14 protein-coding genes and 2 pseudogenes are annotated in these 13,487 nt (G+C 67.4%); 7 read left to right on the top strand and 9 right to left on the bottom strand.

All coding sequences use genetic code 11. The features are described from left to right. Positions 1-51: 51 nt before the first annotated feature. Together QMK30_RS37275 and QMK30_RS37270 are read right to left on the bottom strand one after the other, a co-directional pair. On the bottom strand, positions 52-1,107 hold the full coding sequence (locus tag QMK30_RS37275; protein WP_283522782.1) for a Gfo/Idh/MocA family protein: 1,056 nt from the start codon (positions 1,105-1,107) through the stop codon (positions 52-54). Between the two features lie 126 nt (positions 1,108-1,233). Then, positions 1,234-2,430 carry a DegT/DnrJ/EryC1/StrS family aminotransferase gene (locus QMK30_RS37270; protein WP_283522781.1) on the bottom strand — a complete coding sequence of 399 codons (1,197 nt, stop codon included), beginning with the start codon at positions 2,428-2,430 and terminating at the stop codon, positions 1,234-1,236. Positions 2,431-3,032: 602 nt separating this feature from the next. Between QMK30_RS37270 and QMK30_RS37265 the strand changes: the two genes are divergently transcribed. The 3 genes and pseudogenes from QMK30_RS37265 to QMK30_RS37255 form a co-directional block, all read left to right on the top strand. Next, positions 3,033-3,209, top strand: a complete 177-nt coding sequence (locus QMK30_RS37265; protein ID WP_283522780.1) for a hypothetical protein — start codon at positions 3,033-3,035, stop codon at positions 3,207-3,209. Between the two features lie 115 nt (positions 3,210-3,324). Next, the gene (locus tag QMK30_RS37260; RefSeq protein ID WP_283522779.1) at positions 3,325-3,708 is read left to right on the top strand and encodes a hypothetical protein; all 384 of its coding nucleotides are present in this window, start codon (positions 3,325-3,327) and stop codon (positions 3,706-3,708) included. After that, positions 3,674-4,162: pseudogene (locus tag QMK30_RS37255) on the top strand (IS6 family transposase); the annotation flags it as partial. The gene QMK30_RS37260 and the pseudogene QMK30_RS37255, both read left to right, overlap by 35 nt. A gap of 40 nt (positions 4,163-4,202) precedes the next feature. Here the strand turns inward: QMK30_RS37255 and QMK30_RS37250 are convergent. After that, positions 4,203-4,388, bottom strand: a complete 186-nt coding sequence (locus QMK30_RS37250; protein WP_283522778.1) for a hypothetical protein — start codon at positions 4,386-4,388, stop codon at positions 4,203-4,205. Between the two features lie 190 nt (positions 4,389-4,578). After that, on the bottom strand, positions 4,579-5,469 hold the full coding sequence (locus tag QMK30_RS37245) for an NAD(P)-dependent oxidoreductase (RefSeq protein WP_283522777.1): 891 nt from the start codon (positions 5,467-5,469) through the stop codon (positions 4,579-4,581). 116 nt (positions 5,470-5,585) lie between these two features. Between QMK30_RS37245 and QMK30_RS37240 the strand changes: the two genes are divergently transcribed. The 4 genes and pseudogenes from QMK30_RS37240 (at position 5,586) to QMK30_RS37225 (ending at position 8,071) form a co-directional block, all read left to right on the top strand. Continuing rightward, positions 5,586-6,179, top strand: coding sequence for a TetR/AcrR family transcriptional regulator (locus QMK30_RS37240; protein ID WP_283522776.1), 594 nt, complete (start codon positions 5,586-5,588; stop codon positions 6,177-6,179). Between the two features lie 419 nt (positions 6,180-6,598). Then, a pseudogene (locus QMK30_RS37235) lies at positions 6,599-6,700 on the top strand (SAM-dependent methyltransferase); the annotation flags it as partial. A gap of 198 nt (positions 6,701-6,898) precedes the next feature. Beyond that, complete coding sequence (locus QMK30_RS37230; RefSeq protein WP_283522775.1) at positions 6,899-7,309, top strand: RidA family protein; 411 nt, start codon at positions 6,899-6,901, stop codon at positions 7,307-7,309. A 48-nt stretch (positions 7,310-7,357) separates the two neighbouring features. Next, positions 7,358-8,071, top strand: a complete 714-nt coding sequence (locus QMK30_RS37225) for an IS6 family transposase (RefSeq protein ID WP_502963306.1) — start codon at positions 7,358-7,360, stop codon at positions 8,069-8,071. A gap of 292 nt (positions 8,072-8,363) precedes the next feature. Here QMK30_RS37225 and QMK30_RS37220 read toward each other — a convergent pair whose 3' ends face one another. The 5 genes from QMK30_RS37220 to QMK30_RS37200 form a co-directional block, all read right to left on the bottom strand. Further along, complete coding sequence (locus QMK30_RS37220; protein ID WP_283522774.1) at positions 8,364-8,798, bottom strand: hypothetical protein; 435 nt, start codon at positions 8,796-8,798, stop codon at positions 8,364-8,366. Beyond that, positions 8,762-9,013: a pentapeptide repeat-containing protein gene (locus QMK30_RS39025; protein WP_502963305.1), complete on the bottom strand. Its 252-nt coding sequence runs from the start codon at positions 9,011-9,013 to the stop codon at positions 8,762-8,764. The genes QMK30_RS37220 and QMK30_RS39025 overlap by 37 nt, the downstream gene beginning before the upstream one ends. 954 nt (positions 9,014-9,967) lie before the next feature. Further along, positions 9,968-11,044: a ParB/RepB/Spo0J family partition protein gene (locus QMK30_RS37210; protein ID WP_283522772.1), complete on the bottom strand. Its 1,077-nt coding sequence runs from the start codon at positions 11,042-11,044 to the stop codon at positions 9,968-9,970. Beyond that, positions 11,041-12,294: a ParA family protein gene (locus tag QMK30_RS37205; RefSeq protein ID WP_283522771.1), complete on the bottom strand. Its 1,254-nt coding sequence runs from the start codon at positions 12,292-12,294 to the stop codon at positions 11,041-11,043. The genes QMK30_RS37210 and QMK30_RS37205 overlap by 4 nt, the downstream gene beginning before the upstream one ends. Positions 12,295-13,069: 775 nt before the next feature. Beyond that, positions 13,070-13,487, bottom strand: a 418-nt coding sequence (locus QMK30_RS37200) for a hypothetical protein (protein WP_283522770.1), incomplete at its 5' end; no start/stop codon positions are given.

The raw sequence follows: 13,487 nt of genomic DNA, 5'->3' as shown, positions 1-13,487 counted from the left end.
ACTTACCAGGTGCCCTCTTGCTCGGGTCTGATGGAAGCGTAAGAACTCCCATCATCCCAGGCCAGCGGGCACCTCTTCTGATTTCTCCATCCACAGCCCGACCACTACGCGGTGGATCGAGGCTGAGTCACCCAGCAACGCGGGCAGTTCATCGAGCTGCCGGTCGTACTCCGCCCCAATCCGCTCCGCCCCGATCCGCTCCGCCGCAAGCGGCACCAGCGTGGTCTCACCGGCACTGGTGAACGTCAGGTCGGACCCGCCCTCGCGGTTCGGGCTGAACCCGAACGTGCAGCGCAACGAGGCCACACCCGCACTGCCCTCAACCTTGCTCAGCGTGACGTCGCGCGCCTCGTGCGAGGCCCAACTCGCGCGCAACGCAACCGAGACACCATCCTCCGTAACCAGGAAGCCTCGGACGGTGTCCTCAACGTCCCCACCCGCCGCACCACTGCCCGGCACCGGCGAGTCGTCGCGCCAACCAGCCCGCTCACCAGCAGAGTTGACAAAGTCGTCGCACACCGTGCCGACCACCTGCGTAATGCCAACCAGCCCCAGAATCGGCGCAACGCTGTCCAGCAGATGCCACCCGAGGTCCACCAGCGCCCCGCCACCCGCAAGCCGCGCCTGCGTGAACCAGCCGCCCGAGTCCGGAACGCCGCGCGCCCGCACCCAGGACACGTCGATGTGCCGGATCCGCCCCACCGCCGCCGTCCGCTCGTACAGCGCGCGGACATCGGTCCGGTACCGGGCCGCGCTGCCGGCCAGCAGTACCGCACCCCCGGTGCGCTCCGCCACGGCGAGCCGATCGGCCTCCGCAGACGTAAGGCACACGGGCTTCTCCAGGAACACGGGAATGCCCCGGGCCAGCAGCTTCTCGGCGATATCGGCGTGCAGATGGTTCGGCACGGCGACAACCGCGAGGTCAACGGTTTCAGACGTGATCGCCGCGATATCGCCGAGCAGCGGGACCCCCAGAAGTGCGGGGTCGGCCGCCGGATCCACCACAGCCGTGACCTCGAAGGCCGGGTGCTCGATCAGCCGCGGCAGCCAGATCTCCCGGCCCGCCCACCCCAGCCCGACCACCACGACACGGACAGGCCCGTTCATGCCCCGGCCACGCTCTCGGCAATGACAGCCGCGATGTCGTGCATCTGCTGCTCGGTGCCCAGCAACGTCCGGTGGTGCAGCCAGACCGAATCCCGGCTAACGACCTCGGGGGCAATAGAGCGTGGATCAGCGAGCGGCGTCATGCGGCTTCGCATCCAAGGCGGAGGAGGGAGGCGACGCAGAGCGTCGTCGACCGACGACAACGCCGGAGGCGGAGTCGCAGGACGCCGGGAGCCCGCGCACTATTGCCCCCGAGGTCGTAAGCGCCTCGGAGTTCGGGCAGCGGCGGGCGATCTCCTCCACGGACTCCTCCGGAGCGCAGGTCTCCCAGAAGCCATCGCTGCGGTAAATGGCGCGGAAGCCGACGAAGGCCGGGAACTTACGCTCGATCAGAGTGTCCACGAGGGCGTTGCGCCGCTCCTCGCCGAGCTCGGGGACCCGGAACATGGCCATGTAGTGCGGATTACGGTCGTTGCGCTCGTCCCGGCGCTGCGGTACGACGCCGGGGATCTCGGCGAGCAGGCTCGCCAGCAGCGGCCAGCGTTCCTCACGGGTATCGATCTGACCGGCCAGCCGCCCCAGTTGGGCACGCAGGACCGACGCGGTGAACTCGTTCATCCGGAAGTTGGAGCCCGAGGTGTTGTGGAAGTACTTGCGGTCCGTCGGGGGCCGCCCGCAGCTGTGCCGCAGGAACGCGCTGTCGTACAGCTCACGAGTCGGGAAGGTCACCGCGCCGCCCTCGCCCGCGGTCATCAGCTTGCCGTTCTGGAAGCTGAACGCGGCCACGGACCCGAGTTCACCGACCTTCTTCCCCTGCCACTGCCCGCCATGGGCATGCGCTGCGTCCTGCAGGATCGCCACGCCGGAGTCGGCGGACAGCTTCTCCAGCACATCCATGTCGGCGATCTGGCCCGCCATATGGACCGGCATGATGGCCTGGGTCCTGGGACCTATCGCAGCGGCGACGGCGGCCGGATCGATGCAGTACGTCTCCGGGTCGACGTCCACCGGAACGGCCACCGCGCCCAGCCGCTGGGCGGCCTGCGAAGACGAAATGAAGGTGAACGCAGGAACGATGACCTCAGAGCCGGGACCGACCCCGAGCACCTGAAGGGCAAGCTCCAGCGCATGCGTCCCGTTGGTCACCGCAAGCGCGTACGGGGCACCGTGGTACTCGGCGAACTCCTCCTCGAAGGTGTCGACCTCACTACCCCCGATACGCCACCACTGCCCCTGGTCGAGGGCACGGTTCAGAGCCGTCCGCTCCTCGTCCCCGTACTGCGGCCAGGCGGGGAATTCAAATGACTGCGGTGAACGACCCATGAGTTACACACTCTCTCAGTGAATTGACTCGACTTGGGCCGCGACACTATCGCAGCAATGAATTCCACCCGCCCCCTTCTCTTCTCCCTATTACCCCCCTATCGCCCTTTCGCAAAGACGAAATAGCGGCCCGCGGGATGCGCATTCCTGAACCTGCGGCGAACACGCCGTTACGACGACAGGCCCCGGGGCGGGGCCGGACCGCCGGGGAACCGGTGGGGGTATATCGTCAACCGTGAAGGGCGCCCGCACGCACCGGCCGCACATGGCCAAGTGGTTCGTGTTGCGCGCTGTCCTGTCCGGCCTGTTCCTCATGCACGGCGCCCCGGCCAGTGCTGCCACCGGCTGCCACACCTCCACGGCGGCACCGGCCCCCTGCACGCATACACCGCCGACACCGGCGCGGCCGCCACGGACACCCCCGCAATGAGCGGGACCACCTGCGTGGCCACCGCGAGAGAACGGCCTCCCCCACCCCGGCGGCCCTGCCGGCCATCGTCACCCTCGCCGTCGCAGCCCTGTGGGCGCTGTCGCGATGGCAGACCGGCTCCCCCGCGACACGACGGCGAGGCCCACCCCCATACGGGCGCACCCGACGCTCAATGCCAAAGAGGTCTTGGCGGCGGCTCGGCAGTGCTCAGCCCGAGAGTCTGGTGATCTGCGAGCGCCTGGAGAGTGCCCCGCTCCTCCTGGACGGCATCTGGGAGGGCGAGCTGGAGGACGTCCTGCTGAAGGACTTGGCCTTCGCGTGGGGATCCCGCTTCCGCCCCGGTCGGTGACCATCGAGGAGATGCACGCCTCGGCGCATAACCAAAACCGCCAAGTGCCCACCCGCCGGGGGCGGATCCGCTGTGCTGGTACGAGCACAGGCGGCCCTTTCTCCGGGAGCGACAAATGACCGATATCCGTATGAGCGCCGACGTGCGTTCCGCACTCGGGCCGGACGGCGTCGCCAAGGCCGGCGCGGTCACCCTCAACAACGCGATCTGCCTGGCCTGCGAGAACAGGATCTCCCCGGACGAGCCAGCCAACGTCGTCGTACGGATCGCGGGTCTTGAGCGGGCCACGGGCCGTGTCGCGCACGTGCGGTACGCGCACGCCCACTGCCGCCCCTCGGCCGTTGTCGAGGTACCCGAAGCCCGCTCCCGTCGGTCGGCCCGGCGACGGCATGGCGATGCGAATGACAACCGACACCGTCGAACACGGCCGCTCGTCCTGCCCACCCTCATCGCCGAACTCGAAGCGTCTGGACGAGGTGTTCCTCAAGATCAACGGTGAGCTGAAGTACCTGTGGCGGGCCGTCGACACCGACGGCAACGTCCTGGACATTCTCGTGACCGGCCGTCGGGACAAGGCCGCGGCCAGGCGTTTCTTCAGGAAACTGCTGCAGGGCACCGGGTCGGTGCCGCGGGTGGTGGTCACCGACGAACTCCGTAGTTACGGAGCCGCCCTCCGGGAGGTGATGCCCTCGGTCGAACACCGCTCGCACAAGGGATTGAACAACCGGGCGGAAAACTCGCACCAGCCCACGCGGCAACGCGAACGCACCAGGAGAGGCTTCCGCTCCGTAGGCTCAGCCCAACGCTTCCTCGGCGCCTTCAGCTCCATCTCCCCGCACTTTCGACCCCGCAGGCATCTCCTCACCGCCCCCGACTACCGAGCCGAGATGACGGTCCGCTTCACCACCTGGAGACGCCTCACCACCGGCGCCGGCTTGCCCACGGCCGCCTGACCCAGGGACCTCGCAACGGCCGGACACGTCCCGATCCCGATCACGCCACCACAGGCTCCAGCAAGTTGACAACGCCCCGCCGCGAGCGCTCAGCCAGGAACCGCAGGACGTGCGGTGCGCCCGGTGCGGCGCAGGTCGTCGCACGGCGCAGAGCCTCGGTGTACTTGCCCCCGCTCTGGGTTTCCCTGCGGGCGGTCTGCGCGGCAGTGGACTGGTTCTTCGGCATGGCGTACTCCTCTGCCGGGTCGGGCCACGCCCCCGACCCGGCTCGTACGACTGACGTTGACACGACGGAACGCAGAACCGGGAAAGCGGGCCCCGGAAGACCTTGCCCCCCGCATCCGGTCGCCGTGGATCCGGAAGCGGGTGGTGATCGGCAGTACGCCTCTAGCCGCGATACCGGCCCGGTAGTGCTTCTAGACCGTCGGCTTCTTCATCAGTTCCACCAGGCTGGAGAAGCTGTCGCTCGCGTGCCCGGCGTCCATCCCGCGGCGGAACAGGTCGGCCACGGCGGCCGGTAGGGCGGTGTCGACGCCCGCGTCGGCGTTGCTGTGCAGCACGTGCTCGACGCTCGCCATGCCCATGGCCAGGCGGTCGACGTCGCCGCCGTGCTCGCCTGCGTCGATGCGCGCCGCATAGAAGGACAGGAAGCCCGGCATGGACGTCATGGTCTCGGTGGCGTGCGGCAGGATGTCGGCTGCGGTCAGGCCGTTGGCCTCGGCGAGGGCAACGGCCTGCCAGTAGCTGAGCATCGACGTCCAGAACATGATCATGCCGATCTGGTAGAAGAGTGCGGCCAGCCCGGGGTCCTCGCCACGGAAGTCCGCGCCCGTGAGGGCTTCCAGGGTGGGCCGGTGCGCGTCGAACGACGCGCGCGGGCCGCTGTAGAAGGTCGACGACTCGGGCAGCCCGATGCCCGACGGCGGCACGGTGACCCCGCCGGTGAGATGCACTCCGCCGCGCTCGGCGACCCACCGCGCGCCCGCCCGCGTCTTGTCGGGGGTGTCCGAGCTGAGGTCGACCACCACGCGGCCGGACAGCGCAGACGCCACCGGCCGCAGTACGGCGTACATCGCGTCGTAGTCGGTCAGGCTGAGGATCACCAGCTCGTTGGCCGCAAGTGCCTCCTCGATACTGCCGGCCAACCGGGCCCCGCGTTCGACGAGAGCGTCCGCGCGGGACGCGGTGCGGTTCCAGACGGTGACTTCGTGGCCCTTGTCCAGGAAGGCGTCGACCATCGCCTGTCCCATGAGGCCGAGGCCGATGACGGTGACCGGCTGCTTCGTGACCGGCTGCTTACTGCGCATGGTGAATTCCTCCGCGATCGCCTGTGCGGCGTGACTAGAACGAACGCTCTATCCAGAGCGTGGGGCGGAAGCTACCACACCACCAAAACGAACGTTCTAACCAATAGGGTGTGCTCATGAGCCAGACCAACACCCGGGAACGGATCGTCGTCGCCGCCGCGCGCCTCGTACAGCGGCAGGGCTATGTCGGCACCGGCATCAAGCAGATCGCCAGGGAGGCGCAGGCCACCCTCGGTTCGGTCTACCACTTCTTCCCGGGCGGCAAGGAGGCCGTCGCGGTCGCCGCACTCCAGTACGGCGACGAGGAGTTCGCGGTCCTGCTCGGTTCGGCCCTGGACAGCGAGGAGAACCCCGGCGCGGCCGTGCAGGCCTGCGCCGTGCAGCTCGCCGAGGCGCTGCACGATTCCGGCTGGACCGACGGCTGCCCGATCACCGCGGCGGCACTGGAGACGCTCGGCACCGATTCCGAGATCCAACGAGTGTGCGCGGCCGCGCTCAGCCGCTGGGAGCAGCTGGTCTACGACAAGCTGCTGCGCTCAGGCTTCCACGCCGAGGACGCCCACGACCTGGCGACCACGATCATCAGCACCCTGGAAGGCGCCGAAGTGACGGCCCAGGTCAACCGTAACGAAGAGCCTCTGAGGGCGGCGGGCCGGCAGCTGGCGCGGCTGGTCGGCTCGTACGAAACGACACCGTCAGCGACCCTGTGACGGGGCTGCTGTCGGTGTACGTGCTCGCCTGGCGCCGGCAAGATTTTCTTAGCCGGAGATCATCAGCATGATGCGGCCGGCAGGGTACTGGCCAGTGGGAATCTCTCGCATGCCTGCCAAGGACCCCTCAGTGCAGGGAGTCGGGTACTTCGTCGTGTGCGGTCCGCCCGCCGAGGATGTGCTTTCTGCCCCAGGCGCCGAGGGGACTCAGCGCCCCGTTGAGGGAGAGACCCAGCGGGGTGAGAGCGTAAGTGACGCGGCGTACCGCCCCCTCGAGAGCCTGTCGCTTGCCACCTTGTTGGCAGCAGTTCCCAAAGCTGGGCCTCAGCGGGGGCGGCTGCTTTGCCGGTGGCTGCGAGGAGCCAATCGCCGCGAAATTGAGCGACTCTTGACCGCCCATCAGCCATACCTTCGCGCACATGGCTGATGAGATCTTCGAGCACCCGCGGCTGACGGCAATCTACGATCCGCTCGATCCAGATCGCAGCGACCTTGACGCCTACCTGGATCTCGCCGAGCAACTCGATGTCGCTTCGTCGATCTCTAGGAACAGCGTTTGTCGACTGGTTCCGGAGTCAGTTGGTGATCATGCGGTTCATGAATATCGAGCAGAAATGATGGCGTTGCCCTGGGGGCGGCGATAAAAGGGAAGGCGGGAGCCGCTGGGGTGCTGGCAGGATGTCTGCGCTCAGCACCCGAGGAGAAAGGCCCCCACGACCGTGGCTCGTGCCATTACTTTGATCCGCTCCGCCTCCCTGTCCGACGTCGCCGAGTACGCCTACGCGGCCACGGCGCCCGCCGAGTCACGCCTGATCTTCCTCGCCGGGTCATGCCCGCTGAACGATGACGGTTCCACGGCAGCGATCGGGGACTACGCGGGCCAGGCAGCGAAAGCGATCGAGAACATGCAGGCTGCTCTTACTGCCTCAGGTGCGTCACTCCAGGACGTCATCACCACACGGGTTCTCGTCGCATCGACCCGCCAGGAGGACCTGGTGGCCGCCTGGCGGGTAGTCCGGGACTCGTTCGTCGACCATGACGTCCCCAGCACCTTGATGGGCGTCACCGTGCTCGGTTACAACGACCAACTCGTCGAGATCGAGGCCGTCGCCGCCGTTCTCGATTCTTGAGACCCCTTCAAGGGCGTTGTCAACTTGGCTGAAGGCGGTCTGGTTGGCATGATCATCGGGTTGGTCGTCGCCGTCGGAGAAGGGCCGTTCGTGGAGACCCCCTCGTACAAGGGTTTCCGCTACCCGCCGGAGATCATCGCGCACTGCGTATGGCTGTACTACCGCTTTCCGCTCAGTTTCCGTGAGGTGGAGGAGATGATGTTGGAACGTGGCGTCGTCGTGTCGTACGAGACGGTCCGTCAGTGGGCGCGGAAGTTCGGCCCTGCCTACGCGGCCGCCCTGCGCCGACGCCGGCCGCGGCCGGGCGATAAATGGCATCTTGACGAGGTGTTCATCAAGATTAACGGGAAGATCCAGTACCTGTGGCGGGCCGTCGACGCCGACGGCAACGTGCTGGATATTCTGGTGACCGACCGTCGGGACAAGGCTGCGGCCAGGCGTTTCTTCCGCAAACTCCTCAAAGGCACCGGGTCGGTGCCCCGGGTGGTGGTCACCGACAAGCTCCGTAGTTACGGGGCCGCCCTGCGGAAGATGCTGCCGTCGGTCGAGCACCGCGCGCATAAGGGATTGAACAACCGGGCGGAGAACTCCCACCAGCCGACCCGGCAAGGAGAACGCGCCATGAAGGGCTTCCGCTCCGTCGGCTCAGCGCAACGCTTCCTCGCCGCCTTCAGCCGGATCTCCCCACACTTCCGACCCCGCCGTCACCGGTTCACCGCCCCTGACTACCAAGCCGAGATGACCCACCGTTTCACCACCTAGAGGCACATCACCACCGGCGCCGGCCTGCCCGCGACCGCCTGAATCAGGGACCCACCGCGGCCAGACACGTCCCGACCCGGACCACCCCACCGCAGGCTCCAGCAAGTTGACAACGCCGTCGTCAGCGTCCGGCTCGTTCTTGCCGTCCTCCAGTGACTTGCGCAGTTGCCGGTACAGCGCCGCCACCGCGGCCAACTTCAGCTCCAGGGCGTCGTGTGGCGGGCTGGTCCGGCCCAAGGCGACGGCCCGGTCGGAGTGGCGGGCGGTGCGTGTCCGCAGTGGTGTTCCTCGGTCAGTGTGTTGCGCTGGCTCCATCTCCAAGGGGAGCGCAAGTTCCAGCCGGTGGGGGTGTGGCGAAGGTGCACCAGCCGTCGACCCTCAGCTGGTCGAGATGGACGGCGCCGGCGAACCGGCACCCGCTCAGGTCGATGTCGTGCAGCATCAGAAGCGCGGCATTCGCTCCGGCCACCGACACCAGGCGCACGCCGGGCTCCTCGCCGGACAATTCTGCCTCCGACAGCGGGTCACCTGATTCAGGGCGGGGAGAGGGGTCGGGTCTGGCGGCGACCAGCACCGGGTACTCGAAGATCGCATCACGCAGCTCCAAGTCGGCGTAGCGCAGTTCCGGCGTGGCGGTCGACACCCACCGTGTACGCACACAGCTCACCTGCCGGGCGGCGATCTCCACCGTCACCGACTGCTGGAGCACCGCACCGTCCAACACCACCCGCTCACTGCACACCAGCGGCCCAAGCGAGGCGCCTTCTCGAACTGCACCCTTTGAAACCGGGCACTGCCGGTGAAAATCGCTTCGTCGAACCGGGTGACGCTGGTGAAAATCGCCGTGTCGAAGGAGGCGCCGCTTATGAAAGTCGCCTTGTCGAACCGGGCGCTGCTGCTGAAGGTCGTCCCGCCGAACGCGGCGCTGCCGCTGAAAGTCACCAGTTCGAACCGGGCGCTGCCGCTGATAGTCGCCCCGATGAACCCGGCGTTGCCTCTGAGTCGCTCCGTAGAACCCGGCGTCGCCGGTGAACGTCGCCCAGTCGAACTCGGCGTCGCCAAGGACAGGGCGTCCGGTGGGATCGCGCAGGGCGTCGAGTACTTGATTCAGCAGGTCTGAGGTGAAGGGGGTGCCGCGGTGGTCTATGCCGGTGCCAGGCGACAGGGTGGCCGGGTAGGCGGTCCGGTCGGCCTCGGGCAGGTGGGCCAGACACGCGGCGTGCGCGCCGACGTGAATGCCGCGACAGCCGACCGGGTCGGGTGCAGGGTCGGCTCTGTGGCCGCAGTGCGACCAGGGCGGCGGAGTTGAGGACGGCGCGGGGCTTACGACCTCGGGGGCAATGGAGCGTGGATCAGCGAGCGGCGTTATGCGGCTTCGCGTCCAAGGCGGAGGAGGGAGGCGACGCGGAGCGTCGTCGACCGACGACAACGCCGGAGGCGGAGCCGCGGGGCGCCGGGAGCCCGCGCACTATTGCCCCCGAGGTCGTTACAGACGTCATGCCTCAAGGACGCCCGACACGGCCGACCAGTTGCCTTGCCTCCTGCCTCGAAGGCTGCGGCACTGAAATCGTCGGTGCGCCACTGAGGACACACTGAAGTGAATCGTGCACTACTGAAATCTTCCTAGCGGTCCGACACTCAGGCACACAAACCGGCTGAAGCTCATAGCCTTCGGTTTCCTTAGGATCGCTCTGAGCGAAGAATCGAACAACCTCGAAAATATTCATGATGGCCATAGATGCTGTGGTTTTGGGGTTTTGGGGTTTTGTGGCCCGGCGTTAGAGGTCGTGGCATCTGCTCCGGTCTGGGAGACGTCTGAGGGGCAATAGCGGACTGTCTTCTAGCCCGCCCCGCTCCCCCGGTCTGGCGGGGGAGCGGGGCGGGCCGGTGTGCACGCTAGGCGTCGGGGCTCTTGCGTGCGTTGAGAAGAAACCCGATCAGCTTGCTCAGGACTGCCGGGTCCACTCGCTCAATCAGCATGTGTCCGAGGGCTACCTCGTCCTCCCAGGGCACATCGTGCCTGCCGTCCTCGGCCTCAGCGGAGTGAGGTGCCTTGCGTGGATCGGGCACTCCCGCTTCGGCTGTCTTCACCACGGCCTGGGTGTGCTTCGCCGCCCCGGGCTGGGCGTCTTCTGCGGCCGCGCTCTTGGTGTCTGGGGTGGGTTCGCCTCCCCCATGGCCGTCTATCACGCCGTGATTTTCCTGCTCCGCTTCGGCGCCGGAGGTCACTTGCTTCCTGTCGGCCTTCGCGGCGCGGCGTCGCGCCTCTTCCGCTTCGGCCCGGGCTTGGGCTTGGGCGCGCTGCTCTTCGGCGGGAAGCTTGCCGAGGTTGCGGACGTGTTCTACCTTCACCTCACCGTTGGCCAGGTCGGCCTGCAGTTCGGGGCTGAGCTTGAGGAATGAGAGCTTCGAGGAGATTGTGGACTGCGGCATGCCGAGACGCTTGGATGCCTTGCTCTGGCTTCCGTAGTGCTTGACCAGTGCCTCAAGGGCGTGGGCTTCTTCGAGTTCGGTCATGTCGTCACGGTGGAAGTTGGTGACGAACGCGGACTCGAGGAGGGTCTCGTCCGTGGCCACCAACGCGTCGTTGATGGTGACCTTGATGGTGGTGTGGCCGGCACGGCGGGCGGCTTCGAGGCGCCGGTGGCCGTCGACCACCAAGTAGCGGGCGCCCTCGTCCAGTTCATTGGCGCGCGTAGGCCGTTCACGCAGATAGGCCTCGACACGGGAGACCGTGATGGAGTTGATGACGCCCAGCTCACGTACGGAGTTGGTGAGGTCGTCGAGATTACGCAGATGGTCGCGCGGGTTGTCGGGATTCTGGCTGATCTGCGCGAGCGGCAGCTCTGTCGGATCCGGTACACCGGCAGTCGCCGTGCCCGTGGCCGCGGCAGTCGCGGCCCGCCGGGCGCTGACGGGCCGGGCGTTGCCAAAGGACGTTCCTGTGCCGAGTTCGTCGGCGACCCTGCTCACCAGACCTCCCGGGCAAGGGCACGCATGGCGATGGCCTGCTCGCTCTTGGGGGCGTAGTCGAGCAGGGGGCGCTTGAGGCGCACCGCCTTGCGCTGTTCGGTGAGGTCGCCGACGACGGCGACCACCCGGGGGTCCTTTATATCCATCCATGCCTGGAGAGAGGAGGTGGCGATGTAGCCGCGCCGGGGGTCGTAGAGGTTGACGACCAGGCCCAGGTACTCCAGTTCCAGGGCGAGGTCGCCGCGCAGGTCCTCGATCTGGTTGGTGAGCAGGTCGTAGGCATCGGCGGAGCTGTCCTCGGCCTGGACGACGATCAGCGCGCCGGACGATCCGGGGGCCTCGTTCGGGCGGCGGCGCCCGTAGTAGATGGCCGCGTCCATGCTCAGGCCGAGGCTGGGCGGGCAGTCGATGATGATGGCGTCGTAGTTGGCCTCGACGGGGGCAAGGGCGCGCTCGAGGGCAGCTTCGCGGGCGCGGACCTTGGAGAGACTGACGTCGAGGAGGAAGCCATCCTGGCATCCGGGCAGCAGGTGCAGCCGACCGCCGAAGCGGTCTCCCCCGGTGCCGATAGGGACAATCAGGTCCTTGATGTCTCCCTTGGCGTCGCCTCCCATGTGCTTGGTCAGGCTGTCACCGTCCATGGGGAGTTCCTGGTGGCCGAGCTGCTTGGTGAGGTGGCGCTGGGGGTCGAAGTCGACGAGCAGGACGTTCAGGCCGAGGCCGGGGACGTCTTCGATACTCAGGCGGTTATCGTCGGCGTCGTCGGTGTCCTGCAGGAGCGCGGCGAAATGCTTGGAGATCCGGACGGAGTGCAGTTGGTCGCTGTCCTCGGCGAGGCCTTCGCCGAGGCCGGCGGCGATGGCAGTTTTGCCGACGCCGCCTTTCTGGTTGCAGACAATGAAGCGCCGCGGGATGGCCGGGCGCTGCACGCTGGGTGCCGGGTTCTTCTCCAGCCACAACTGCACGCCCTGGGCGAGCCCTTGAATGAGGGAGACCTTGCGGTCGGCGCACAGCGCCTTGAAGTCCTCCCACTGGCCGGGAGGGAGCCAGGTCGCGAAGGAATCGGCGCCCTTGGTGTCGACCGCGGCGGGGGTGGAGGCCAGGGCGGTCCAGGCAGAGAGGCCCTGCGCGACGGCCGACTGGATCTCGATGCCGTGCTGGGCGGTTCGGACCTTGAGGTCCTGCCAGAGCCATCCCGGCAGTTTGGAGACGACCTTCTCGCGGTCGTTGGCGGAGGCTGGAGAAGTCATGGAAGACACCTTACTAACGTCTGTGATCGAATCAATCACCGACACGTTAGTTAAATAGGCCCACCGTGTAGACGGAATTATCACGCCGTGATAATTGCCCGGCGGCGACCGCCACCTGATGCACCGTGAGGTCTGCCGCACCCGCCGTACCAGGCACAACCACCCGGCGCGCACAACAACAAGCCCAGCACCGCCCACTCCCCCACCAGCAACTCCCCATCCCCACCAAACTGAGCAGCGCCACCGGCGCCATCACGTGCCGCTACGGCAAAGAGGCCGCCGCGCAAAGCTGGTCATAACCGCGCTACGCCCCGGGACTGCTTCGCGAACCTACGCGCCGGCGTGACCGAGCACCGTGCGCCGCCGTAGTTCCTTCTCCGACCAAGTCCCGCTGTCCCTCGCGCAACAAGTCCGGGCAACACGGCACCCCGGCGCTGTGAGGGGCCGCATCCGGGTAGCCGGCGTGAGCAAGGTGGCGGAGAGCCTGCTGGCGCCGCCGGACTGGAGCGAAGGCCGGATAGTCGCGAAGGCGGTTCAGCACTCTCCGCCGCCCGCAACCACAACGGCGCGCTCTCTGTGCACCTCATGCCCCGGACACGCACTGCCGGTAGCGATCGGTCGTGGCCGCGCGAGCCGGGAGACCTGATGGGCTGCTACTCCCCCGCTCCCCCGATGCGCCGCTGCTGCGCGGAGGGCCGGAAGACACTGTGGGAGGACCGAGTCAGATCGATCGCCCGCGTACCCGCAGCCGAATCACCGGGTGAGTCGACCGCACCTACTGACTGCGTCTCGCAGGGACAGCCGGCACACCTGCGGCTCCGCTCAAGGCGCCGGGCAGCACGAGACCAGCCACCACAGCCTGGATGAGGACGTCGTTGGCTGATCGCTCGCTGCCCACCCCGGCAACGTAGAGCCGGACGGAAAGGACCAGCAGGAGGGCCCACCAAGGCGATTCCAGCCAGCTGAGCGCGGCGGTCAGACCCACGAGGGCGTAGGCGACATTCTTGCGGAACTCTGCTTCACCCACGGCTCGGTCGTACTCGTTGAACAGGTCATAGTTGGCAATTGAACTGCCCTGAGTTTCGTAGCGGCCGGTTTGTGTGGTTTCAGGCGGTGTTCGTGGTCGCCTGGGTTCGGTGGTGCTGGGCCTCGAATTCTTCGGGTGGGAGGTAGTCGAGGGCGGAGTGCAGGCG

Origin of the sequence: Streptomyces sp. H27-C3 (assembly GCF_030063415.1) — a bacterium.
Taxonomy (GTDB): Bacteria; Actinomycetota; Actinomycetes; order Streptomycetales; family Streptomycetaceae; genus Streptomyces.
The sequence above is the reverse complement of the archived record's forward strand: the minus strand, read 5'-3'. Positions and strand labels throughout refer to the sequence as shown.

What these genes read in the sequence shown, in the direction of transcription:
- QMK30_RS37205 (WP_283522771.1), bottom strand. Translation starts at nt 12,294, where the DNA reads ATGACTTCTCCAGCCTCCGCCAACGACCGCGAGAAGGTCGTCTCCAAA.
- QMK30_RS37245 (WP_283522777.1), bottom strand. Translation starts at nt 5,469, where the DNA reads ATGCGCAGTAAGCAGCCGGTCACGAAGCAGCCGGTCACCGTCATCGGC.
- QMK30_RS37265 (WP_283522780.1), top strand. Translation starts at nt 3,033, where the DNA reads ATGCCAAAGAGGTCTTGGCGGCGGCTCGGCAGTGCTCAGCCCGAGAGT.
- QMK30_RS37260 (WP_283522779.1), top strand. Translation starts at nt 3,325, where the DNA reads ATGACCGATATCCGTATGAGCGCCGACGTGCGTTCCGCACTCGGGCCG.
- QMK30_RS37275 (WP_283522782.1), bottom strand. Translation starts at nt 1,107, where the DNA reads ATGAACGGGCCTGTCCGTGTCGTGGTGGTCGGGCTGGGGTGGGCGGGC.
- QMK30_RS37270 (WP_283522781.1), bottom strand. Translation starts at nt 2,430, where the DNA reads ATGGGTCGTTCACCGCAGTCATTTGAATTCCCCGCCTGGCCGCAGTAC.
- QMK30_RS37250 (WP_283522778.1), bottom strand. Translation starts at nt 4,388, where the DNA reads ATGCCGAAGAACCAGTCCACTGCCGCGCAGACCGCCCGCAGGGAAACC.
- QMK30_RS37240 (WP_283522776.1), top strand. Translation starts at nt 5,586, where the DNA reads ATGAGCCAGACCAACACCCGGGAACGGATCGTCGTCGCCGCCGCGCGC.
- QMK30_RS37225 (WP_502963306.1), top strand. Translation starts at nt 7,358, where the DNA reads ATGATCATCGGGTTGGTCGTCGCCGTCGGAGAAGGGCCGTTCGTGGAG.